The following is a 23368-nucleotide window of genomic DNA, read 5'->3' as shown; positions in this document are numbered from 1 at the left end:
ATTACAGCAGCCCTTCCATCAAATGAACGACCACTTTCCGGTCTTTGACGTTCACGTCCAGAACGACGTCATCGATGTACGGAATCAGGATGCTTTTTCCCTCTTTCGGCTTCACGACCCATACGTCGTTGGCTCCCGGCGTAAGAATTTCCGTAATGACGCCCAGCTCCTGTCCTTCATCCGTCATGACGTGACAGCCGATGATTTCATGGAAATAAAACTCGTCTTCCGGCAGCTCGACCAAGTCCTCGCCGTTGACTTTCAGCATGCTGCCCTTGAATTTTTCAACGTCGTTGATATTATCGTACTCTTCCAGCTTCACGATGTACATATTCTTATGGAATCTCGAGGATTGGACCGTGACGGGCAAGGGCGCTTTCCCGTCCGGCGGGACGATCAACAGCTCGCTGCCTTTGGCAAAACGGACTTCGGGAAAATCCGTGTGCGACAATACCTTGATCTCGCCTTTGATCCCGTGGGTGTTTACGATCTTGCCTACGTTTAACATGGTTTGCGGCATACTTTCCTCCTGCATTCATTGCTGTTTCCGGTCCCGTAGACCGGAGCCAAAAACGCCGTTTTGGCGCCTTCGAAAAATGAAACCGAATATTTAAACAAATAACCGCCGCTTGCCCGGCGGCATTTGCTTCCATCCTATATAATACCGCGGATAAGGCATAATTCCTTCTTGAACGGCAAATTTCCGGCTCTCCTGCCTATTTTGCTCCGCCGGAAACATATCGATCCGATCATTCGAAAAAAAGGGCTAGGAAATGCATCCTAGCCCCCTTCGTACCTTTAAGATATAATATCCACGGTTACGCGTTTATCCATTTTGACTGCTGCGGAAGTGACGACCGTGCGGAACGCCTTGGCGATCCGGCCCTGCTTGCCGATGACCTTCCCTACATCGTCCGGATGCACGGTTAGTTCATAGACAATCAGATGATCCTTCTCCACCGTTCTCACGGTCACATCTTCGGGATGATCCACTAAAGCCTTAGCAATGACTCCGACTAATTCTTCCATAGATAACCCTCACCATCAGTCATTATTTCTGTTGCTTCAGCTCATGGAACTTCTTCAACACGCCCGCTTTGCTCAGCAAGTTGCGAACCGTATCGGATGCTTGCGCACCATTTTGGAGCCATGCAAGAGCTTTATCTTCATCGATTTTCACTTCAGCCGGTTGTTGTACCGGGTTGTAGTAACCGATTTCTTCGATAAAACGGCCGTCACGCGGGGAACGGGAATCCGATACCACGATGCGGTAGAAAGGAGCTTTATGAGCACCCATGCGTTTCAGACGAATACGTACTGCCACGAAATTCACCTCCTTCAACAAAATATATATCTTTCAGATTAACGGAACGGGAACCGAAGTCCGCCTTTGCCGGCCAATCCTTTTAACTGTTTTAAGGCCTTGCCTTTAGGACCTTTCGGCCCCATCATATCCGAGAACTGTTTCATCATCCGGCGCATCTCGTCGAACTGCTTGATCAGCCGGTTCACCTCGGCGAGCGACGTTCCGCTGCCCGTGGCAATCCGCTTGCGGCGGTTGTGGTTGATGATGTCCGGATTCTGTTTCTCTTCTTTCGTCATCGAGAACACGATGGCTTCGATGCGGCCCATCTGTTTCTCGTCGACCTTCAAGTCTTTCACCTGCTTCAGCTTGCCCATGCCGGGAATCATGTCCATGATCTGGTCGATCGGGCCAAGCTTCTTCACTTGCTCCATCTGCTCCAGGAAATCGTCGAAGGTAAATTCGGCGTTGCGCATTTTGCGCTCCATTTCCTTGGCTTTTTCGGCGTCGATGTTGGACTGCGCCTTTTCGATCAGCGACAGCATATCGCCCATGCCGAGAATCCGCGAAGCCATCCGCTCCGGATGGAAAGGCTCAAGCGCGTCGACTTTTTCGCCCAGCGCGGCGAATTTGATCGGGCAGCCGGTCACCGCCTTGACGGACAACGCGGCACCGCCGCGCGTATCGCCGTCCAGCTTGGTCAGGACCACGCCCGTCAGTTCGAGCTGCTTGTTAAACGTGTCCGCCACATTGACGGCATCCTGCCCCGTCATGGCGTCGACGACGAGCAGCACTTCGTCCGGCTTGATTTCGGCGTGGATTTGCCGCAGCTCTTCCATCAACTCTTCGTCGACGTGAAGACGGCCGGCGGTATCGACGATCAAATAATCATGGCCGTTGTCCTTGGCATGCTGCAAGCCCTGCTTCGCGATTTCCACCGGGCTTGTCTTGTCTCCGAGCGAAAATACCGGCACTTGGATCTGTTCTCCCAGTACCTGGAGCTGCTTGATTGCCGCCGGGCGATAAATATCGCCTGCAACGAGCAGCGGACGGTGGTTTTGCTTTTGCAGCATTTTGGCCAGCTTGCCGGAAGTCGTCGTTTTACCGGCACCCTGCAAACCGACCATCATGATCACGGTTGGAGGCTTGTTGGCTTTCGCCAGTTTCGCCTGGCTTCCGCCCATCAGCTCGGTAAGCTCTTTATTGACGATGTCAATGATCACCATGCCCGGGGTGAAGCTTTGCATCACTTCCGTGCCGACGGCTTTTTCCTTCACCTTGGCCACGAAATCCTTGACGACTTTAAAGTTGACGTCCGCTTCCAAAAGGGCCAGACGCACTTCGCGCATCGCTTCGTTTACGTCGTCCTCGGTGACCTTCCCTTTGCCGCGCAGCTTGCTGAATACGTTCTGCAGCCTGCTGGTCAATCCTTCAAATGCCATGAACCGCCACCTCCTTCATTTGATTTATTCCCATGCTTCCAATTGATCCACTAGATCATTAATGTTCGTTTTATCACTCTGCGCCATCGCGCTGGCATTCACCAACTCGCGCAGCTTCTCTAAATCCTGTACGCGCCGTTCGTGCTTCTTGAGCAGCCCGAGCTTTTCCTCATACTGCTCCAGCACCTGCTCGGCCCGTTTGATATGTTCATATACCGCCTGCCTGCTGATCTCGAATTCGGCGGCGATTTCCCCGAGGGAAAAATCATCGTGAAAGTAATATTTAAGGAACGTCTGCTGCTTTTCCGTCAGCAAAAGTTCGTAGAAGTCAAACAACAGATTGATCCGGTTCGTTTTCTCGAGCCGATTCTCCTGACTCATTTAGGGGCACTCCCTTCGTCAAGGAAAAACACTTTACACTTCATTAACGTTCATTATCATACATAAAACGAAGAAAGATGTCAAGCATTATTCCTTGTCATCCTCCGATCTTTTTCCCATCGGCCCCCCAACCGGCTCGAACCTCTTGCTATCAAGCGTTTTACGACCAGGGGAGCAAATAAACCAGCACGGCGAAAAAGTGGACGATGCTGCCGCCTAGCACGAATAAATGCCAAATGGCATGATGGAACGGGAACCCGCGCCAGACGTAAAATATCGTTCCGAGCGTATAAAGCACGCCCCCGACCGCGAGCAAAACGATTCCGCCGGACGCCACGGCTGCCGTAAGCGGCCCCCAGGCAACGACGACCATCCAGCCCATCATCAGATAAAATATCGTCGACATAAATAAAAAGCGTTTCGTGAAATAAGCTTTGAAAATGCAGCCCAACACGGCGATCCCCCACACGATCCCGAACAAGGTCCAGCCCAGCGGTCCGCGGATCGCCACCAACATAAACGGCGTGTACGTGCCGGCGATAAACAAGTAGATGGAAGAGTGGTCGAAAATTTCGAACAGGTCTTTGATTTTTCCTTCCTTAAAGCTGTGCACCAGGGTGGAATTCAAATACAAAATCAGCATCGTCGTGCCGTAAACGGAAAAACTGACGATATGCCAAGCCGTTCCCTTCATAGTCGAAAAGACGATCAGAACGATTAAAGCGGCTACGCTAAGCAGCGCGCCGATGCCGTGGGTAATGGCATTGGCCACTTCTTCCCGCCGGCTGTAGGTATATGTGTTCGCCATAAACAACCCTCTCATGGTTTCTTTACTTATCATTATAACCTTCCCTCCTCTGCCATTTCCACTTTTGCGGGGTCCCGGCCGTCCTCAGCTGTTCCAATGGACGGTTCAAAGGGGAAAATGGCTATAAAAAAACGATGAAAAGATGTGTATATATTGCTGTATCTTTAGGTGCTGCAGCTGCCTGATGCCAAAAACATCATGTTCGAGCGAACCGCAAGAAAGGATTCTTTTATGTACCGGTTTTCGCCTAAGCCTAAGCCTGTTAAAGCTTATGAAAATCCCCCCGCAGGTGTGCCTGTACGCCGGCCGCGCCAGAGAACGCGGCTCCCGCTTCGGCTTCGCGAGGTGTAACCCTTTTTTATAAGTGAACGAAAAACGAAAACGGCAATCCGCCGGAATGAATTCCGGTGACCGCCGTTTTCGGATATGGGCGAAACAAGCCTCGGATGGGTTCATTTTTGGTCCAAATTTACTTCCATCTCCAGTTCCTTCAGAAAGGTAACAGGTGTCATTCGTTTCGTCATCGCGCTAAGCGCCGCTTTTTTGTCCACTGCCGGGAATATCAATTGGTAGCGATATACGCCCTTGTCAACTCCGATCAACTCCTTGCGCAGCTGATTAAGAGATTTTCCGTTTTGTACAAGCCAGATCGGAACCGTTTGAACGGAAGCCACTTCTCCCTTGGCCGTCACGTTCAGAACCGTCTTATCTTTTCCGTATTCCACGCTCGTTATGGCCACGGTGCCGATTTTACCTTGATCGAGTACGATCGGATATTTTCCCTTCAATGGAACCGTCACGTTCGCTTTTTGTGCCGATTGAAGGGAGTTGTCGTCGTAATTGCCTCCTACATACGGTTTGAGCTTCAGCGTTTTCGGGTTTCCTTTTAATGCCGCCACCTGCTCCGTATACACCCGGTCGAAGCTGCCGTCCTGCTTTTGGCGCCATTGCTCTTTGGCTTGAATCCGTTCGTAAATCCGTCCGTTGGTATCGATGACCAGAATATTCATCGCCATAATATTTTTGTCGATCTCTTTGTCGATGTTTTCCGGAACGATCCGCGAAAGGGAAAATTCGGTTGCATTCGAACCGGCCTTCAGCGATTCCAGCGTAAACGCCGCTCCCCCATATTGTTTCTCGATTCCGGGGTTCAGGGAGAAGCCGGTGCCGGAAACGGGTGCATTCTGGGCAGGTTGGGCGTTTGTTGCGGCATGCAGGACGGATCCGTTCACGGCTCCTCCAAGCAGCAGCGCTGTCGTTAATACGGCAATGGTCGTTTTTTTCATTCTGGTTGCCTCCTCATGGGTATAAAGCTTTTGATTTCATGAATTTGTGATAGAAAAACGCAACTTTCAGTATTTGAAAGTTTCCCGGGATGATGCGTTTGTCTTATGCTTTATAGGCGAACGAGAAGGCGGTCCGGTTCAAAGTTATTCCAAATAAATGATATAAAATCAAAAGATTTCTCGCTGCATCAAAAAAGACTTTGCGACGGAAGCGGTTTTCCCCGAAACCCGGACCTTCCATGGCAAAGCCTTTTTTATGTTACTATCTGGCTAATAAGCTTAGTTGGCTATGTCGCTTAACTTTTAATCATTAGCTGTTTCGGTCTCGTCGCCTTGCTCCTGCTCTTGAATCAGCCCTGCGAAAAGCGCATGCACGAACTGCTCGGAATCAAACGGCTGCAGATCCTCCATTTTTTCGCCGAGGCCGACGAATTTGACCGGCAGGTTCAGCTCCTGGCGAATCGCTACGACGATGCCGCCTTTGGCAGTGCCGTCCAGCTTCGTCAGCACCAAGCCGGTGACGCCGCTTTTTTCGCCGAAAAGCTTCGCTTGGTTGAGCGCGTTTTGCCCGGTCGTCGCATCCAGTACCATCAGCACTTCATGCGGCGCTCCCGGAATTTCCCGCTGAATGACGCGGAAAATTTTATTCAGCTCTTCCATCAGGTTCGTTTTGTTCTGCAAACGTCCTGCCGTATCGCAAATGAGGACATCCGCCTGCCGCTGCTTGGCGGCCTGTACGGCGTCGAACATGACGGCGGCAGGGTCCGATCCGGCATGCTGCTTGATGACTTCCACGCCGGCGCGTTCCCCCCATACTTCAAGCTGCTCGATGGCCCCGGCACGGAACGTGTCGCCTGCGGCCAGGATCACTTTTTTCCCTTCCTGCTTAAAACGGTGGGCCAGCTTGCCGATCGTCGTCGTTTTGCCGACGCCGTTGACGCCGACGAACAAAATGACGGTGATGCCGTCCGGGTTCATGCGAATGGCGTTATCGTCGTCTCCGCGCAGCAGCTCCATCAGCTTTTGCGACAAAATCGGCTGCAGCTCGGACGCGTCTTCGATCCGCTGTTTCTTCACCTCGGCGCGCAGATCGTCGATGAGCTCCATGACCGTATTGACGCCGACGTCGGCCCCGATCAAAATCTCTTCGAGCTCCTCGTAAAATTCCTCGTCGATTTTTTTGCGGCGAATCATCAGGTCCGCCACTTTCTCGACAAATCCCTTGCGGGTTTTTTCCAGGCCGTCGCGGAATTTGCTTGTCACCGCCTCGGTTTTGCTGGAAATGCTTTCTTTCAGCTTTTTGAAAAAGCTCATATGTCTCCTCCATCTCTGTCGTCATTGCCTGATGTCAGGCGATCTCGGCTTCATCGTTTTCGAGGCGAACGGATACCAGCTTGGATACCCCGCCTTCCTCCATCGTTACGCCGTACAGCACGTCGGCTTCTTCCATCGTGCCTTTGCGGTGCGTCACGACGATAAACTGCGTTTGTTCGGAAAACTCGCGCAAATATTGGGCAAAACGAACGACGTTCGCTTCGTCGAGCGCCGCTTCCACTTCGTCGAGCACGCAAAACGGCACCGGTTTGACCTGCAAAATGGCAAACAGCAGCGCCATGGCGGTCAACGCTCGTTCGCCGCCGGAAAGCAGCTGCAGGTTTTGCAGCTTTTTGCCCGGAGGCTGCGCTACGATGTCGATGCCCGTTTCCAGCAGATGCTCGGGATCCAGCAGCACGAGGTCTGCCCGGCCGCCGCCGAACAGCTTGACGAACACCGTGCCGAATTCGTGCCGGATGGCATCGAAGGTCTGCTTGAACCGCTTGGACATCTCATCGTCCATTTCCCGGATGACCTCGTACAGGGTCGTTTTGGCCTCGACCAGATCGGCCTTTTGCTCGCTGAGGAACTGATACCGTTCGTTGACGCGCTGATATTCCTCGATGGCGCCCAAGTTGACGTCACCGAGCGCCGCAATGCCGCGCTTCAATTCGCGGACCTCGGCCTGTACGGCAGGCACGTCTTCCGGAACCGGATATCTCGCTTTGGCCAGCTCATAGCTAAGCTCATAGTCCTCGCTCAGCTTTTTGAGGATATTCTCCAATTCGACGTCAAGCCGGTTCACGCCGATTTCCGTTTGCCGCAGCTGGTCTTCCACCGCCTTCAGGCGCGTCCGCTGCTCCTTCGTTTCGCTTTCGTCCTGTTCCAGCTTTTTCGAAAGCTGCATCCGGGCCGCACGCTTGAAATCCAGCTGCTCGGATGCCTGCTCCTTCTTCAGCTTGTAGCGGTTCAGGTCCTCGATTTGCTGGATCGATTCCTTGGCGTTGTTTTCGAGATCCGCCTCGATCGATGCCAGCAGCGTCTTCGATTGGCGCAGCTCCTTATCGTGGGAGTTGAATTCGTTTTGCATCCGGCGGAGCTGTTCCTCAAGCGAGAAACATTCCTGGTCCAGCTTGCCTTCCCGGACTTTGAGCTGGGTCAGCTGGGTCTGGAGCTCCTCCTTGGCCGATTCGCTGGCTTTGCGGGCAAATTCGGCAGCCTGGATCGCCTGATGCGTCGCCTTTTCTTCCTCCTCCAGCTGCGCGAGCTTTTTGACGGCTTCATCGCGCGCTTTCTGCAGCTGTTCGTTTTCTTCATTGAAGCCGGTTCTCTCCTGGCCGGCCAGCTGCACCTGCTCCAGCACATGCCGAAGCTCATGCTCCAACTGCTTCAGGTCGCCGGAGAGGTTCTGCTCTTCGATCCGCTTTTCGTCGCCGGTTTGGCGAAGCTTATCCAGCTTCTCCTGCGTTTCGGCCAGCTGGTTTTTCACGTCCTGGATGCTTTGGGTCAGCTTGCGCAGCTGATTTTCCGTATCCAATATTTCCTGGTCCAGCTGTTCGAGCTGGCGTTTGCGGCCGAGCAGGTTGTTGTTTTTCTTGTGCTGGCTGCCGCCCGTCATCGAACCGCCGGCATTCACGACGTCGCCTTCCAGCGTCACGACCCGATAGCGGTATTGGCAGCGGGCGGCGATTTTGTTGGCTACTTCCAGGCTTTCCGCCAGAATGACATTGCCGAGCAGGCTGCCGACGATCGGGGCATATCTGTCCTCGTATCGGATCAGGTCCGCCGCAATGCCGACAAATCCCTCTACGCCTTCGATCATGGACCGGTCGCCGGAGGAAATGTTCCGCGCGCGGATGACGTCGAGCGGCAGGAACGTCGCCCGTCCGAGCTGCCGCTGCTTCAGGAATGCGATCGCTTGGCGGGACACCGCCTCGTTATCCATGACCACATGCTGCAGCGACGCGCCCAGCGCCGTTTCAACCGCAAGCTCCAGCCGTTCCGGTACGCGGATGAGGTCGGCGACGGCCCCGTGTACGCCATGCAGCACCGATTTGCGCGCAGCCTTCAGCACTTCCTTGACGCCCAACATAAAGCCGTCAAAATCATCGGCCATTTCCTTCATCGTGTCCCGGCGCGAAATTTGCGCTTCGCGCTTCTGCTCCCACTTCCGCAGCATGCTTTGGCTTTCATCCAGCAGCCGCTGAAGCGATTGGTACCGTTCGCTTTCGGTAATGTAACTGCCGCGAAGATCCCGAATCTCTTGCCCGATTTTTTCGATCGCCTGGTCGAGCTGCTGCTTGCGGCCCATCAGTTCTTCCTTTTTGCCTTCCCATTTGCCCGTTTCCTCGTCGGCGCGGCTCATGCGGCGGGCCAAAGCTTCCTGCTGCTGGTCCGCATAACGGATTTCGTTGCGCGCCTGAGCCATTTGGTTCATCAGCTCGAGCAAGTTGCCTTTCAGGCTCTCCTCCTGCTGCTGGCTGATTCCCCCGGTCAAGCCGGCCAGCTTGGACTCTTCGTTCGAAAGCTGCTCGCGCAGCTGCTTCAATTCGTCCTGCGATGCTTCCAGCTTCATTTTCAGCAGTTCGATTTCCGCCTTGCGGTCCTCGAAACGCTCATCTCCGCTGCTCAGCGTATTCAAAAGCTGCTCCCGGTTCGCTTCCAGGTTCCGCTTGCGCTCCCGCAGCACTTCCGCATAACCTTCGCTTTTCTCATAGGCCTCGCTGTACTGCAGAAGCTCGCCTTGCAGCGTTTCGACTTCCGACTCCAGCTTGCGCAGCGCCGCCCGGTCGCTTTCCAGCTTGGCATCATGCGCGGACACGACCGTGGACAGCTGAAGCTGCTCCTCCTGCAGCACCTTCAGCTTCGCGTTGGCTTCGCTCCAGGCGGCGTGGATCTGCTCGATTTGGTGCACGTACAGCGAAATTTCCTTCGTTTTGAGCTGCTCGCGCAGCTGTTTATAGTGGATGGCCTTTTCGGACTGTTCCTTGAGGGGCCCGATCTGGTCTTCTAGTTCCGTAACCAAGTCGTGAATGCGGAGCAGATTTTGCTCGGTTTCATCGAGCTTGCGGACCGCATCTTTTTTTCGCGATTTATATTTGACGATACCGGAAGCCTCTTCGAAAATCCCTCTGCGGTCCTCGGACCTTGTACTCAAGATTTCTTCGATCCGGCCTTGTCCGATAATGGAGTACGCTTCTTTGCCGATGCCGGTATCCATGAACAACTCGGTGATGTCCTTCAGCCGGCACGATTGCCTGTTGATAAAATATTCGCTGTCTCCGCTCCGGTGTACCCGGCGCGTCACCGTTACCTCGTTAAAATCCAGAGGCAGGGCATGGTCCTCATTATCGAGGGTCAGCGACACTTCGCCGAAATTGACCGCCTTACGCGCGTCGCTTCCCGCAAAGATAATGTCCTCCATTTTGCCTCCGCGCAGCGATTTGGCGCTTTGTTCCCCAAGAACCCAGCGGATGCCGTCGGAAATGTTGCTTTTGCCGCTGCCGTTCGGACCTACGACCGCCGTGATGCCGCGGACAAATTCCATTTCGGTTTTGTCGGCAAACGATTTAAAACCCGCTAATTCAATCCGCTTCAAAAACATATAATCCAAATCACCTCTAAACCTTATAATACCATAACCCCGCGCCTCATTGGGAGCTCGGCCGGCCTTCAACGAAGAAAGAGCAAAAAGCAGTCTGAAGGCTACTGCCGTTCATCATGTGCGACTGCTCTTTGCTCTTTGTTTGTCCTTGAATACTTACAGGGAGCCGTCCGTTCCCGCGAGCTTCAGCTGCTTCAGGGCGACTGCCGCAGCCTGCTGCTCGGCTTCTTTCTTGGAGCGGCCCGTTCCTCTTCCTACGCGCTCATTTCCCATATATACCTCGGAGACAAACTCACGTTCATGCGCCGGCCCCCGTTCTTCTACGATCCGGTATTCCAAAGCGCCCATATTATGATGCTGCGTCAATTCCTGCAGCTCCGTCTTGAAATCGCTCATATGGAGATTGCCCCCGGATTCGACTTGGGGAAAAACGTAGGTCTGCAAAAACGAACGGGCCGCTTCCAGGCCCTGATCGAGATAAAGGGCGCCGACAAACGATTCGAAAACGTCCGCGAGCAAAGCCGGGCGGGTGCGCCCGCCGGTCAGCTCTTCCCCTTTTCCGAGCAGCACGTACTGCCCGAATTCCAAACTTTCCGCAAACTTCACGAGCGACGGCTCGCAGACGATGGCCGCGCGCAGCTTTGTCAGTTCACCTTCGGGACGGTTCGGAAAAAGCCGGTACAGATATTCGGATACCGTCAGCTCCAGCACGGCATCGCCCAGAAATTCAAGGCGTTCGTTATCCTGCTGCTGGCTGAAGCGGTGTTCGTTGACATAAGAAGCGTGGGTAAAGGCCTGTTTCAGCAGCAGCCGATTGTGAAATTGGATTTGAAGTTTCTGCTGTAACTGCTTCAGATCTCCACTCAACAAATCGTCCCCTTACTCATCGAATTTTTTAAGAATGATCGTGGCATTATGGCCGCCAAAACCAAAAGAGTTGGACATGACGACGTCCAGCTTCGCGTCGCGGGCATGATTCGGAACGTAATCCAGATCGCATTCCGGATCCTGATTTTCCAAATTGATCGTCGGCGCGATTTTTTGATGTTCGAGCGACAATCCGCAAATAACCGCTTCGACGCCGCCGGCCGCGCCCAGCAGATGGCCGGTCATCGATTTCGTCGAGCTGACCGCTACCTTGGCGGCATGGTCGCCCAGCGCCTTTTTGATCGCGATCGTTTCGGAACGGTCGCCGACAGGCGTTGAGGTCCCGTGGGCGTTAATGTAGTCGACCGCCTCGGGGTCAAGCCCGGCGTCGCGCAGCGCCATCGTCATGCAGCGTGCAGGCCCGTCCGGATCCGGCTCGGTAATGTGGTAAGCATCGCCGCTCAGGCCGTAGCCGACAACCTCGGCGATAATGCGCGCGCCGCGTTTTTGGGCATGCTCGAGCGATTCCAGAACCAGAATGCCGGCCCCCTCGCCCATGACGAACCCGTCGCGGCCCGTGTCAAACGGACGGCTCGCTTTTTCCGGCTCGTCATTGCGCGTGGACATCGCGCGCATCGCGCAAAATCCGGCCATCCCCGTCGGACGGATCGTCGCTTCGGCACCGCCGCAGATCATGACGTCCGCGTCGCCGCGCTGGATGAGCTTAAACGAATCGCCGATGGCATGCGAACCGGTGGCGCAAGCCGTGACCGGCGTCGTATTCGGCCCCTTCGCCCCGAGCATGATGGACAATTGGCCGGAAGCCATGTTGGCGATCATCATCGGGATGAAAAACGGGCTAACGCGTTTCGGCCCCTTTTCGAGCAGAATGTTGTGCTGGTCTTCCCAAGTTCCGAGACCGCCGATGCCGGACCCGATGGACACGCCGACGCGATTCGCATCCGCATCCTTCGCGATGTCCAGCCCGCTGTGCTGAAGCGCCGCTTTTCCGGCCGCTACCGCAAACTGGACGAAGCGGTCCATTTTGCGGGCTTCCTTCTTGTCCATGAAGTCTTCGGGATTAAAATCCTTGACCGAAGCCGCAATTTGCGTAGGATATTCGCTGACGTCGAAAGATTCGATCCTCGAAACCCCCGATTTGCCCGCCATCAAGTTATTCCAAAACGTGTCCAGGTCATGGCCGAGTGCCGTCACAACGCCCATCCCGGTTATAACCACTCTATGCTTCAAGTACGTTCACCTCTATATCGATTGCACGGACGATAGAAGCCCGTCCGGTGCAAATATTCATGTCCATTCGCATTTCACTTTCAAAATGAGGAGAAGTCCCGCCTGTATAGCAGTACGGGACTTATCAAATGACTTAGGTATGAGATTGTATGTAATTTACAACTTCACCTACGGTCGTAATTTTCTCTGCGTCTTCATCAGAGATTTCCAGATCGAATTCGTCTTCCAATTCCATGACGAGTTCAACAACGTCGAGAGAATCAGCACCAAGATCATCTTTAAAAGATGCTTCCAGTGTTACCTCAGCTTCGTCAGCACCCAAACGATCCACGACGATGCGCTTTACACGCTCCAATACATCGGACATCCGGTTCACCTCCTCCTTGGTATTATACGAGAAAAGTTTTCAAAATGCCAGAGGCTATGAAAACGGTTCTCTTTTTGGCCGTCTAGCCTGTTTTTGCGGGCGTTACATATACATGCCGCCGTCTACATGAAGAGTTTGTCCTGTCATATAGGATGCCCCTTCGGAGGCCAGGAAAACCACAACCTTGGCAATTTCCTCCGGCCGGCCGAGACGGGCGAGCGGAATATCCCGAATCATTTTGTCTCTCAGTTCATCCGAAAGCTCGCGGGTCATATCGGTGTCGATAAATCCCGGAGCCACGCAGTTCACCGTAATGCCGCGCGAAGCAAGCTCCCGCGCCGATGACTTGGTCAGGCCGATGACGCCGGCTTTCGCCGCCACGTAGTTAGCCTGCCCCGCGTTGCCGAGCACGCCGACGACCGAAGAGATGTTGATGATCCGGCCGTAGCGCTGTTTCATCATCGGACGGCTGGCGGATTTGAGGCAGTTGAACACGCCTTTGAGGTTGGTTTCGATCACTTGGTCGAATTCTTCCTCTTTCATGCGCATGATCAGGTTGTCTCTCGTAATTCCCGCGTTGTTTACCAGGATGTCGATCCGGCCGAATACGTTCGTTACCTCTTTGATAAGGTTCTCGGCCTGGTCCGATTGCCCGACGTTGGCCTGAACGGCGAACGCCTCGACGCCCAGCTGCTTGATCTCATCGACGACCGCCTGCGCGGCGGCTTCGCTGCCCGAATAGTTGACGGCAACGTTCGCTCCGGCTTCGGCAAGCGCAAGCGCGATGCTGCGGCCGATCCCGCGGGATGCGCCGGTAACGAGCGCGGCTTGTCCCTGCAATGGTTTGGACATGCGAATTCTCCTTTCTTCTTAGTATACGGGCATTTCTTTCATCCCATATTTTTAGAAGCTTGCGGATAGACTTTCAAGCGTATTGATGTTGATCAGCTTCACGGTCTTGTCCATTTTTTTGACGAGCCCCGTCAGCACGTTGCCCGGTCCGATCTCGACGAACGTGTCGACGCCTTCGGCGATCAGGTAAGCCACCGTGTCTTCCCAAAGGACGGGAGAATATACCTGCTCGACGAGAAGCTCCCGGATCCGGTCAGCATTTTCGGCCGGACGGGCCGTTACGTTGGCAACGACCGGAACGGCGGGTTCGCTGAACGCGGCCTCCTCAAGCTTCGCCGCCAACTTCTGCGCCGCTTCCTTCATCAGGGAGGAATGGAACGGTCCGCTGACTTCGAGCGGGATCGCCCGTTTGCCCCCGGCTTCCTTCACGCGTTCCCCAACGGCTGCAACGCCTTCTTTGGTGCCGGAAACGACGATTTGTCCCGGGCAGTTGATGTTGGCCATTTCCACCAGATGGCCTTCCTCCGTGACGGTGCGGCACAGCTGCTCCAGAGCCGAACGGTCCGCGCCGAGCACGGCCGCCATGGCTCCTTGTCCCCCGGGAACGGCCGCCTCCATGAATTCTCCGCGGGCACGCACGATTTTCACCGCGTCTTGGAAGACAAGAACTCCCGCAGCGACAAGCGCGCTGTATTCGCCCAAACTATGGCCGGCGACGTAATCGGGCTCGATTCCTTTCTCGCGGAGCGCCGTTAATGCGGCGATGCTCGCCGTCAGCAAAGCCGGCTGCGTATTAAACGTCTTCTTCAATTCGCCGTCCGGGCCTTCGAACATGAGCTTCGAAAGCGGAAATCCCAGCGCGCGGTCCGCGCTGTCGATAATTTCGCGCGAGGCGGCATGCGCCTCGTAAAAGTCTTTGCCCATTCCGACGGACTGGGCTCCTTGTCCAGGAAATACAAATGCCGTTTTACCCATCTTTTGCGCTCCTCCCACTAACTTGTGTTGCCTTGCGGGCGCCGGCCGCGTTTTCCCTTAAAGCAACGGCCGGCGGCAGCTTCGGCCTACGTAATGAAACGGGGTCGCGTGATCATCCGGCGTCCCCTAAATCGTTGCAAGGGCGATTACCATATCAGAACGGAAGCTCCCCAAGTGAGGCCGCCCCCGAAACCGACCATCAGCACGCAGTCGCCTTCCTTCATCCGGCCCTGCTCTGCCGCTTCGACGAGCGCGAGCGGAATCGACGCCGCCGAAGTGTTCGCGTATTTATCCACGTTAATGACGACCTTGTCCTCCGAAAGCTCCAGGCGCTCCATCGCGGATTGGATGATGCGGATGTTGGCCTGGTGAGGCACGAACAGGTCGATATCCTCTTTCGTTTTGCCCGCTTTTTTCAGCACGTCCTCGGTAGCGGTGTTCATGACGCGGACGGCAAACTTGAAGACTTCCCGGCCGTTCATGTAGATATAATGCTTTTTGCCTTCCAACGTTTCGACCGATGCCGGCAATCGGGAACCGCCCGCTTCCAGCTTAAGCAAGGTGCCTCCGGCTCCTTCGGCGCCCAGGTCGAAGGATTGGAACCCGCGGCCCGCGGGAACTTCGCCGAGAATGACGGCGCCCGCCCCGTCGCCGAACAGGACGCATGTGTTGCGATCCGTATAGTCGGTGATCCGGGAGAGGCAGTCCGCGCCGATGACGAGGGCGTTGTTGTACATGCCCGTGCCGATGAAATTGCTGGCCGTCGCCAGCCCGTACACGAACCCGGAGCAGGCTGCGGACAAATCGAAGGCGGCTGCCTTTTTCGCTCCAAGCTTATCCTGCAAAACGCACGCCGTGGACGGGAAGAACGTATCCGGCGTGATCGTCGCCACGATGATCAGGTCCAGCTGATCCGCCGTCATTCCGGCAGACTCCAGCGCTTTTACCGCCGCTTCATAACAAAGATCGGACGTCGCCTGGTCTTCGGCCGCGATATGGCGCTCGCGGATCCCCGTGCGGGATACGATCCATTCGTCGTTGGTGTCCACCATTTTTTCCAGGTCGGCGTTTGTCAAAATCTTCTCGGGCACGTACTTTCCCGTGCCGATGATACCTACTGGCCGCAATGTGTTCATATCGTCACTCTCTTCCCGCTAATTTCGTTTGAAATGCTTTCTACCAGCTTGTTCTGAATGGCAATCCGGGCTTGGCGGACCGCATTTTTGATCGCGTTTCCGTCGGCCGAGCCGTGGCTTTTCACGATCAACCCGCTCAAGCCGAGCAGCGGAGCGCCGCCATGTTCCTTGTAGTCCAGCTTTTCCTTCAGCCCGCGCATTTGGGGCATGAGGAGTGCGGCTCCCAGCTTGCTTTTGAGGTTGGCCGTGAACTGTTCCTTCAGCAGTTTGAACATCGCTCCCGCCGTGCCTTCGACGGCCTTAAGCAAAATGTTGCCCGCAAAGCCGTCGCAAACGAGAACGTCGCAGGTGCCCATCATGATGTCGCGGGCCTCCACGTTGCCGACGAAATGGATCGGCATCTGCTCCAGCAGCGGAAACGTCTGCTTCGTCAGCTCGTTCCCCTTGCCGGGTTCGGTGCCGACGTTCAGAAGACCGACGCGCGGCCGTTCGACGCCCATCACCTTCTGCCTGTACAGGCTCCCCATCAGCGCGTATTGCGCGAGATGCTCGGGCTTCGCATCCATATTGGCGCCCAAATCCAGCGCCAGGACGCCGGCTCCGTCCAGCGTCGGTATCATCGGCGCGAGGGCCGGCCGCTCGATGCCTTCCATCCTTCCGACGATCAGAAGCCCCGTCGTCATCAGAGCGCCGGTGTTGCCGGCCGAAATCATCGCGTCGGCTTCTTTTTCCTTGAGCATGCGTCCGGCCACGACCATGGAAGCATCCTTTTTGCGCCGAACCGCTTTAACCGGCTCATCCTCCGGACCGATCACTTCGCCCGCATGGCGGACGCCCAGATTGGAAGGGGGCTGGCCGCCGTTTTTATGAAGCAGCGCTTGAATTTTCGATTCGTCCCCCACCAATACGATTTCCGTATCTTTCCATTCGGCAGCAGCGGCCAAAGCTCCTTCGACGTTGCATTCGGGAGCGTTGTCGCCTCCCATGGCGTCAATGGCGATCCGCATACTACATTCCTCCTTCAATATGATCTTCCCCTGTTGAGCGATAAATGACGAAATTGCCTTGGAACACCATTTCTTCGCCGACGTAGGTAAACACTTCGACCTTGGCTTTTCCCCTGTGTCCGTTCATCGATCTGACGTAAGCTTTGGCGATGCACTTCTCGCCTAAATGCACCTGCCGCAAAAAGCGAATGTCCGCCGAGGCCGTCAGCGCGATTTCGTCGTTGATCAGGGCTACCGCCAATGAGTTCGCCTGGGCGAAGACGTAATGTCCGCGGGCAATATGCGTCCGTGAAAAGACATGCTCTTCCCGGATTTCGAATATGGAGATGCCGCTCTTGTCCAGCTGCAGATCCACAACATCGCCGACAACCTCATCCAGCGGAAGCGAACGCACCTGGTCGTAGGAATGCTCGGCCATCTGCTTCATGCGCTCCCTCAGTTCGGGGATGCCGAGCTCCATTCGGTCGAGGCGGATCGTTTGGATGCTGACCTTCAGCTCGCGGGTCAATTCGCGGTCCGTCACAAACGGGTTTTCTTCAATGATTTTCAATAACTGCTGATGTCGCTGTTTCTTGGGCAACCGTTCGATCAGAGGCACCTCCTTAGCATCTTGTAAAATCCGGCGTTAACTCCTGTTATAAAAACGAATTCCGTATCAAATTCGTCCGATCGTTTTAGAACCTGGTACTAAAACAGTATATAGCATGGCAAGCCAAAAAGGAAGAGGAGACAAAAAAAATAGCACCTCACCATAGATGAAGTACTACTTGATTTGCCGCATTACTGCGAAATGATTTCTCTAGATTTATACGTTCCGCACACTTTGCATACGTGGTGAGCAAGCTTCAATTCTCCGCATTGTTCACATTTCACCATGCCTGGCACTGCCAGTTTAAAGTGAGTACGACGTTTGTCACGACGTGTTTTGGACGTTCTCCGTTGAGGTACTGCCATGTTCCCACCTCCTTATTTCAATCAACCGGGGGCCACAGCCTCCGGTAATGCTTGCATACTCATTTGAAAAAATCTTTTAGCGCCGCAAGCCGCGGATCGACCGCTTCCGTATCGCAGTCGCAGGTTCCTTCATTCAAGTCCGTTCCGCAATTCGGGCACAGGCCCTTGCAATCTTCTTTGCAAACTGCGGTCATCGGAATATGAAGCACGAATGATTCCTCCACGTACGGAACAAGATCCACCGTGTCATCGTCCACGTAAATGGTATCGTCATCTTCATCCTGAATCTCTTCAGTCGACTTCATAAGCTTGAACCGCTCGTGGAATGGAATGTTCAGATGCTGATGCACGGGTTTCAAGCAGCGGGAGCATGCCATGTCCAGCTCGATCGTAAGCTTTCCTTGCACATCCACCGCATCCTGTCCGACATAAGTGGCCTCCAGCTCCGCCAAAAGCGGCCGGGGCGCTCTTATATCGCCAAGTCCTTGAACTAAACGGCTTACATCCACTTGCTGTCGGACCTGCAGCGGCTCACTGCCGGCTGCCATTTTTCTAAATTGAAAGTGCATGAACATCACTCCAAACAAACAAAAATTATTATACCGATATCTTCGAAGCTTTGTCAATAGTTTGACCTTTACTTTGCTTTTTTTGGCGTTGCGGTCAAACGCCAAATCCAGAACGGCTCCATCACGGTTATTGTTGCAGGGTTGGCAGGCTTTTATGTTATATTGAATAAAAATCTAACCACGCGGATGGAGTTGAAATCGCCTTGACTGCCGTCGGAATCATCGTCGAATACAACCCGTTGCATAACGGTCATGTCCATCATTACAACGAAGCGAAGAGGCTTTCCGGCGCGGAACATGCCGTCGCGGTGCTGAGCGGCCCCTTCCTTCAGCGCGGCGAACCGGGAATCGTCAGCAAATTCGCCCGCGCCGAGATGGCGCTGGCCATGGGGGCCGATCTCGTCATCGAGCTGCCTGCCGCCTATGCGGTGCAGCCGGCGGAATGGTTCGCTTACGGCGCCGTTTCCCTCCTTCATGCCACGGGTGTCGTGGACAGCCTCTGCTTCGGGACGGAAAGCGGCTCCCTCGATCTGCTGCTCCCCCTCGCCCGCGCGTTGTCGGAAGAAAGCCAAGAGCTTCGGGAGCGGATCGCATGCCATCTAGGGGAGGGAATGAATTATCCTGCCGCCTACAGCAGGGCGGCCGCCGAGGCCGCGGGACTCCCGCGGGAGAAAAGCGACGTTCTCCGGATCATCCAGCAGCCGAACCATACGCTCGGGCTGCATTATCTCATCGCGCTGAACCGCCTGGACAGCCCCATCCGGCCGCTCACCATCCCGAGGATCCATGCCGATTACCACGATCAGCAGCCCTCCCACGCGGCCATCGCCAGCGCGACGGCCGTGCGGAAGATGATCCTCGAGCAGGGAGTGGGCGCGGTCCGGCCCTACGTGCCCGAAACCACGTTTCGCATTCTCGACCGGGAATTCCGCGAAGGCCGGGGTCCCGTCACCTGGAATTCCTTCCGCGGGGCGCTCATGCATATCCTCCTCACCAGCTCCCCGGAAAACCTCGCCGAGTATCACGAGGTCACGGAAGGGCTGGAGCACCGTCTGCGCAGGGCCGTCTTTAGCCTGAAAGAGCCGGACGTGGACGAGCTGCTGAAAGCGCTCAAAACGAAACGGTACACGCATACGAAGCTGCAGCGGATGCTCGCCCAGATCTTGCTGCGCCACACGAAGCGGGAGATGTCGCCCGAGGCGCTGGCCAAGGGACCGGGGTATTTGCGCGTGCTCGGCTTTAACGGCAAGGGGCAGCGGCTGCTGAAGCAAATGAAGAAGACGGCCGCCCTTCCGGTCATCGTCAAGCCGTCTTCGTTCGAGCACCCTCAGCTCACGCTCGATCTCCGCGCCTCTGCGGCCTACGCCAACGCCTTCCCGCATCCAGATACGCAAAGCATGTTCAGGGATTATCTGGAGGCGCCGATCCGTTATACGCCCGGGAATGAAACGGGCGCATTGCCTTAAGATTTAACCCGGAGGTTCTCCATGTAAGCGATGGCATCCTCCAGCTTCTCTACCGGCACAAGCTTCATGCCGGTTTTTATTTTGTCCGCTTTCGCTTTGGCTTCCGCGTAATTGTCCTTCGGAACGAAGAAGATTTCCGCGTGTTTCCGGTCGGCCGCGACGATTTTATGCTGCACGCCTCCGATCGGGCCTACGTTCCCTTCCTTGTCGATCGTCCCCGTCCCGGCAACCTGGTAACCTTTGGTCAAATCGCCGTCCGTCAGCTGGTTGTAGATTTCCATCGTGAACATCAGTCCGGCGGACGGTCCCCCGACGCGGGTATTTTGGAAATTCACCTGGAGCCCCGGGTCTTTGGAGACGACTTTTTGCATGGTCGCGATCGTTACGCCGAGCCCCGGGCGGGTCCGGTTCGTGTCCTTGTCCTTGAGTTCGATCAGCTTCACTTTTTCCTCCAGCGTTTTGCCGTCCCGAATCAATTTGACCGTGACCTGGTCGCCTACCTTTTTCGTTTTCAGCAGGTTGGTCAATGTCGCATTGTCGGTCACCGGCTTCCCGTCGACTTCGGAAAGGCGGTCGCCCGGCTTGAAATGTTTCCGGGCTTCGTCCCCTTCCGGCGTCGAAAAAATAAACAAATACTGCGGAACGATGCTGTACGGGACGTTCGCTTCGTGGTACGCCGCTTCCATCGCCGAAGATTGCGAATCGCTCATCAAATACACCTGCTCGGCGGCATATTCGTCTTCGCTCCGGTCGCCCAGCCTTGCCTCCTTTTTGTCGATTTCCGCATTCGGGTTAAACGCGGAAACCACCAACATGACAAGGTTGGCATAACTCGCCGACACCGTCGTCATCATGAAAGCCCCTTTTTCGTCGGGATCCCCTTTTTGCACGGCAAGCATCGGCTTGACCTCATCTGCGCTTCCCGGCTGATAAATGATGTACGGCGTCGGCATGTATACCGTGACGTAAACCAGCAGGGCCACCGCAAAAATATAGAGGATCAGACGGGACGCTTCCCGCTTTTTCGTGCGCTGCATGTTATTCGCTTCTCTCATTCCATCCTGCTCCCCTGGTCTTATGGTTGTCTTACCCGCATAGATTGGGTACTAGCTATGTTTACTCAGAAGAGGTGAAAATCATGAAAAAAAAGGCCCCTCTCCGCTTCACTCCCGCTGCCGCCACGCTGGCGCTCGGCGCGGGGGCGCTTGCGCTGGTGGCTGCCATCGTCAGTTCCCCATCGCCGGCCTTTCAGGCCTCCCTGCAGGGTCTCAAATTATGGTGGCAGATCGTTTTCCCGGCGCTGCTCCCTTTTCTCGTTTTGTCTGAAATATTGACTGCTTACGGTTTTATTCACGCTTTGGGCACATGGCTCGAGCCGTTGATGAAACGGCTGTTCAAGCTTCCCGGCGTCGGCGGGTGGGTTCTTGCCATGGGCATGACCACCGGTTTTCCGGGAGGCGCCCAGGCCGCCAAACAGCTGTACGACCAAGGAGATCTCAGCGGTCCGGATGCCGGCAAATTGGCCGCCCTTTCCCATTTTTGCAATCCGATGCTGATTCTGGTCGTCATCGCGACCGGGCTGATGCATGAACCTGCGGCAGGATATGTCGTGCTGGTCGTCCATTGGCTCGCCGGACTGCTCGCCTATCTCCTGATCGGCCGCAGAGGCACAGGTAAAGACGCCGCTTTGCAGGCTGCAGAAAAGCCGGACGACGGCAAAAACAAACCTTCCATGCTGCGCCGCTCCCTGTACGCCGCCAAAGCGGCCCATGCCAAAGACGGCCGCGGATTCGGCAGGCTGCTGGGCGATTCGGTGACGAATGCCGTTCAAACCTTGATGATGGTCGGCGGGTATATCATTATTTTTGCGGTCGTCATCCAAATCGCCGGCCGGTTACTCCCTCCCGGCCTTCCATCTTATTGGCTGTCCGGAGCGTTCGAGGTCCATCTCGGCACGAACGATGCGAGCACGGCCGCTTTCGCCGCCGAACGGCTGCAGTGGTCCGTCATATCCGCCCTGCTTGGCTTCAGCGGCATCAGCGCCCTGCTGCAGTCGATGTCGGTGCTGAGAAAAGCCGGCATGCGCTGGTTTCCCTTTGCGCTTGTCCGCTTGCTGCACGGCGCGCTTGCTTTTGCGGCTGCTTGGCTCGTTTGGCCGCTCGTCCGCTATTTCCCGAAAAACGCGGATCACGCATTCCTTGGCAGCGAAGCGATCTCGTCCGATTGGAGCGCCTATTTTTCCCTATGGAAAGCCGTGCCGCAGTTGCTGCAGTGGCAAGGGGCGCTGCTGGCGGCGATGATCGCCTGCTCGCTGTTGTTCAAGCTGCTTCAACCTTCCCGCAAACATACGGGTTAACCGCGCTGCTTCCGCTTTAGCGCTTCCTCCACCTCGGGCGGAACCAGATCCTTCACGTCCCCGTGATAGGCGGCGATTTCTTTGACGATGCTCGAGCTTAAATAGGAATATTTCGGATTCGTCATCATGAAGACCGTTTCGGCATCCGGATTCAGCTTATGGTTGGCGGACGCCATTTGAAGCTCGTATTCGAAATCCGTCACGGAGCGCACCCCGCGCACGATGGCCTGCGCATTCCGCAGGCGCACGTAATTGGCCGTCAAGTCCTGGAAGCTGTCTACCTGCACATTGGGTAGATGCGTAGTAACCCGCCGGATCAAATCCATCCGTTCTTCAATCGAAAACAGCGGCTGCTTGCTCCGGTTGATCAGCACGGCCACGACCAGCTCGTCAAATTGCCTTGCCGCGCGCTGAATAATGTCCAGATGCCCCATCGTCACCGGATCGAAGCTTCCGGGATATACTGCGATACGTTTATTCGTCGAACCCATGCTCGGCCTCCTTAGCGGCTTCGCTCTCGGGCGAGGCCGCTTTATTTCCGTCGTATTTGTAAATGGAAACTGCCGTTTCCCCGTATGTCGCATGCCGGACGCAGGCGAACGGACCGAACTCTGCCGGGTATTCGTAACCCGATTCATGCTCGAGAACGATCGTCGCCCCGCTTGCCAGCATGTTTTTTTCATGCATCGTTTCCATGAGCTTGTCCCCGTTTTTCATCCGGTACGGCGGGTCCAAAAACACGACGTCCAGCACGACTCCCCGCTTTTCAAGCACTTTAAGCGCGCGTTCCGCCTCATTTCGGTAGACCTCGGCCTGCCCCTCCAGCTTCGTCGCCTTCAGGTTGGCGCGGACCGTTTCGATGCTTTTTTGGTCCATGTCGATAAAAATCGCCTTTTCCATGCCCCTGCTGAGCGCTTCGATGGCCAGTCCCCCCGTTCCCGCAAACAAATCGAGGGCGACTCCCCCGTCAAAAAAAGGACCGATCATGCTGAAAATCGCTTCCTTCACCTTATCCGTCGTCGGACGCGTCCCCATGCCCGGAACCGCCTTCAGCGGTCTTCCTTTGGCGCTTCCCGATACTACTCTCATGTTGCTTCACCCATTTTCGTCAATCAGAATATTTGTCTAATGCTGCTCATTTCTGACGATATCGTACCATAATCACCCCAAATTTGAAAAACGAAGACCTCGGACAATTTTTTTTGGCAAGGGATGTATAAACCGGGGATTACGGGGAATGCTTTAACTATCGACATCAATGAATGTCGTAGACAACCGCGGAAAGCTTACGTTTCCCCATAAGCTCTTCGTCCGGTTTCTCCTCTCCCATGAAAGGGCGTCCCGAAAGGGGCGCCCGATTTTATGTCTAAAACACCTTTTAAATTGTTGTTGTTCCTTCCGCAATGATCATCTTCATTTTTCCGGTCTTG

The 23368-nt window shown here is 55.2% G+C and carries 24 protein-coding genes; 2 read left to right on the top strand and 22 right to left on the bottom strand.

Translation table 11 applies throughout. The features are described from left to right. Position 1 precedes the first annotated feature (1 nt). The 19 genes from rimM to AC27KL_RS07630 all read right to left on the bottom strand — a co-directional run bounded on the left by rimM (position 2) and on the right by AC27KL_RS07630 (position 18116). The gene (rimM, locus tag AC27KL_RS07720) at positions 2-520 is read right to left on the bottom strand and encodes a ribosome maturation factor RimM (protein WP_212948898.1); all 519 of its coding nucleotides are present in this window, start codon (positions 518-520) and stop codon (positions 2-4) included. Positions 521-798: 278 nt separating this feature from the next. Next, positions 799-1029: a KH domain-containing protein gene (locus AC27KL_RS07715; RefSeq protein ID WP_036714484.1), complete on the bottom strand. Its 231-nt coding sequence runs from the start codon at positions 1027-1029 to the stop codon at positions 799-801. A gap of 22 nt (positions 1030-1051) precedes the next feature. Next, complete coding sequence (gene rpsP, locus AC27KL_RS07710; RefSeq protein ID WP_036714483.1) at positions 1052-1324, bottom strand: 30S ribosomal protein S16; 273 nt, start codon at positions 1322-1324, stop codon at positions 1052-1054. A 38-nt stretch (positions 1325-1362) separates the two neighbouring features. Then, the gene (ffh, locus tag AC27KL_RS07705) at positions 1363-2745 is read right to left on the bottom strand and encodes a signal recognition particle protein (RefSeq protein ID WP_339321349.1); all 1383 of its coding nucleotides are present in this window, start codon (positions 2743-2745) and stop codon (positions 1363-1365) included. A gap of 24 nt (positions 2746-2769) precedes the next feature. Next, entirely contained in the window at positions 2770-3126 is a 357-nt protein-coding gene (locus tag AC27KL_RS07700; protein WP_036714481.1) for a putative DNA-binding protein, read from the bottom strand. A 160-nt stretch (positions 3127-3286) separates the two neighbouring features. Further along, entirely contained in the window at positions 3287-3934 is a 648-nt protein-coding gene (gene trhA, locus AC27KL_RS07695) for a PAQR family membrane homeostasis protein TrhA (RefSeq protein WP_036714503.1), read from the bottom strand. Between the two features lie 452 nt (positions 3935-4386). Beyond that, positions 4387-5220: a hypothetical protein gene (locus AC27KL_RS07690; RefSeq protein WP_487169345.1), complete on the bottom strand. Its 834-nt coding sequence runs from the start codon at positions 5218-5220 to the stop codon at positions 4387-4389. A gap of 303 nt (positions 5221-5523) precedes the next feature. Beyond that, complete coding sequence (ftsY, locus tag AC27KL_RS07685; RefSeq protein WP_487169344.1) at positions 5524-6534, bottom strand: signal recognition particle-docking protein FtsY; 1011 nt, start codon at positions 6532-6534, stop codon at positions 5524-5526. Between the two features lie 34 nt (positions 6535-6568). Further along, complete coding sequence (gene smc, locus AC27KL_RS07680) at positions 6569-10138, bottom strand: chromosome segregation protein SMC (protein WP_487169343.1); 3570 nt, start codon at positions 10136-10138, stop codon at positions 6569-6571. 156 nt (positions 10139-10294) lie between these two features. Beyond that, a complete protein-coding gene (gene rnc / locus AC27KL_RS07675) occupies positions 10295-11005 on the bottom strand; it encodes a ribonuclease III (protein WP_036714478.1) in 711 nt (236 codons plus the stop codon). Positions 11006-11017: 12 nt separating this feature from the next. Next, positions 11018-12256, bottom strand: coding sequence for a beta-ketoacyl-ACP synthase II (fabF, locus tag AC27KL_RS07670; RefSeq protein WP_339321354.1), 1239 nt, complete (start codon positions 12254-12256; stop codon positions 11018-11020). 133 nt (positions 12257-12389) lie between these two features. Then, positions 12390-12623, bottom strand: coding sequence for an acyl carrier protein (acpP, locus tag AC27KL_RS07665; protein ID WP_019638123.1), 234 nt, complete (start codon positions 12621-12623; stop codon positions 12390-12392). Positions 12624-12725: 102 nt separating this feature from the next. Next, positions 12726-13475 carry a 3-oxoacyl-[acyl-carrier-protein] reductase gene (gene fabG, locus AC27KL_RS07660; RefSeq protein WP_212948892.1) on the bottom strand — a complete coding sequence of 250 codons (750 nt, stop codon included), beginning with the start codon at positions 13473-13475 and terminating at the stop codon, positions 12726-12728. A 51-nt stretch (positions 13476-13526) separates the two neighbouring features. After that, complete coding sequence (gene fabD / locus AC27KL_RS07655; RefSeq protein WP_487169342.1) at positions 13527-14450, bottom strand: ACP S-malonyltransferase; 924 nt, start codon at positions 14448-14450, stop codon at positions 13527-13529. A 146-nt stretch (positions 14451-14596) separates the two neighbouring features. Continuing rightward, positions 14597-15586, bottom strand: a complete 990-nt coding sequence (locus AC27KL_RS07650; RefSeq protein WP_339321356.1) for a beta-ketoacyl-ACP synthase III — start codon at positions 15584-15586, stop codon at positions 14597-14599. After that, positions 15583-16593 carry a phosphate acyltransferase PlsX gene (gene plsX, locus AC27KL_RS07645; RefSeq protein WP_487169341.1) on the bottom strand — a complete coding sequence of 337 codons (1011 nt, stop codon included), beginning with the start codon at positions 16591-16593 and terminating at the stop codon, positions 15583-15585. The genes AC27KL_RS07650 and plsX overlap by 4 nt, the downstream gene beginning before the upstream one ends. Before the next feature lies 1 nt (position 16594). Continuing rightward, entirely contained in the window at positions 16595-17173 is a 579-nt protein-coding gene (gene fapR / locus AC27KL_RS07640; RefSeq protein WP_036714465.1) for a transcription factor FapR, read from the bottom strand. Between the two features lie 200 nt (positions 17174-17373). Further along, positions 17374-17547, bottom strand: a complete 174-nt coding sequence (gene rpmF / locus AC27KL_RS07635; RefSeq protein WP_036645943.1) for a 50S ribosomal protein L32 — start codon at positions 17545-17547, stop codon at positions 17374-17376. 59 nt (positions 17548-17606) lie between these two features. Continuing rightward, positions 17607-18116, bottom strand: a complete 510-nt coding sequence (locus AC27KL_RS07630; protein WP_339321358.1) for a YceD family protein — start codon at positions 18114-18116, stop codon at positions 17607-17609. Positions 18117-18319: 203 nt separating this feature from the next. On the opposite strand from AC27KL_RS07630, the gene AC27KL_RS07625 reads away from it, so the two are divergent. Next, a complete protein-coding gene (locus AC27KL_RS07625) occupies positions 18320-19582 on the top strand; it encodes a nucleotidyltransferase (protein ID WP_487169340.1) in 1263 nt (420 codons plus the stop codon). Here the strand turns inward: AC27KL_RS07625 and AC27KL_RS07620 are convergent. Next, positions 19579-20619, bottom strand: a complete 1041-nt coding sequence (locus AC27KL_RS07620; protein WP_445164813.1) for a SepM family pheromone-processing serine protease — start codon at positions 20617-20619, stop codon at positions 19579-19581. The two genes, AC27KL_RS07625 and AC27KL_RS07620, sit on opposite strands and share 4 nt — an antisense overlap. 101 nt (positions 20620-20720) lie before the next feature. Here AC27KL_RS07620 and AC27KL_RS07615 point away from each other — a divergent pair, with 101 nt between their 5' ends. Beyond that, positions 20721-21938 carry a nucleoside recognition domain-containing protein gene (locus AC27KL_RS07615; protein WP_487169339.1) on the top strand — a complete coding sequence of 406 codons (1218 nt, stop codon included), beginning with the start codon at positions 20721-20723 and terminating at the stop codon, positions 21936-21938. Here AC27KL_RS07615 and coaD read toward each other — a convergent pair. Then, a complete protein-coding gene (gene coaD, locus AC27KL_RS07610) occupies positions 21935-22429 on the bottom strand; it encodes a pantetheine-phosphate adenylyltransferase (RefSeq protein ID WP_036714462.1) in 495 nt (164 codons plus the stop codon). The two genes, AC27KL_RS07615 and coaD, sit on opposite strands and share 4 nt — an antisense overlap. After that, positions 22413-23027: a 16S rRNA (guanine(966)-N(2))-methyltransferase RsmD gene (rsmD, locus tag AC27KL_RS07605; RefSeq protein ID WP_487169338.1), complete on the bottom strand. Its 615-nt coding sequence runs from the start codon at positions 23025-23027 to the stop codon at positions 22413-22415. The genes coaD and rsmD overlap by 17 nt, the downstream gene beginning before the upstream one ends. Positions 23028-23368: the final 341 nt, after the last annotated feature.

Source organism: Paenibacillus sp. YAE3 (assembly GCF_057546105.1).
The sequence above is the reverse complement of the archived record's forward strand: the minus strand, read 5'-3'. Positions and strand labels throughout refer to the sequence as shown.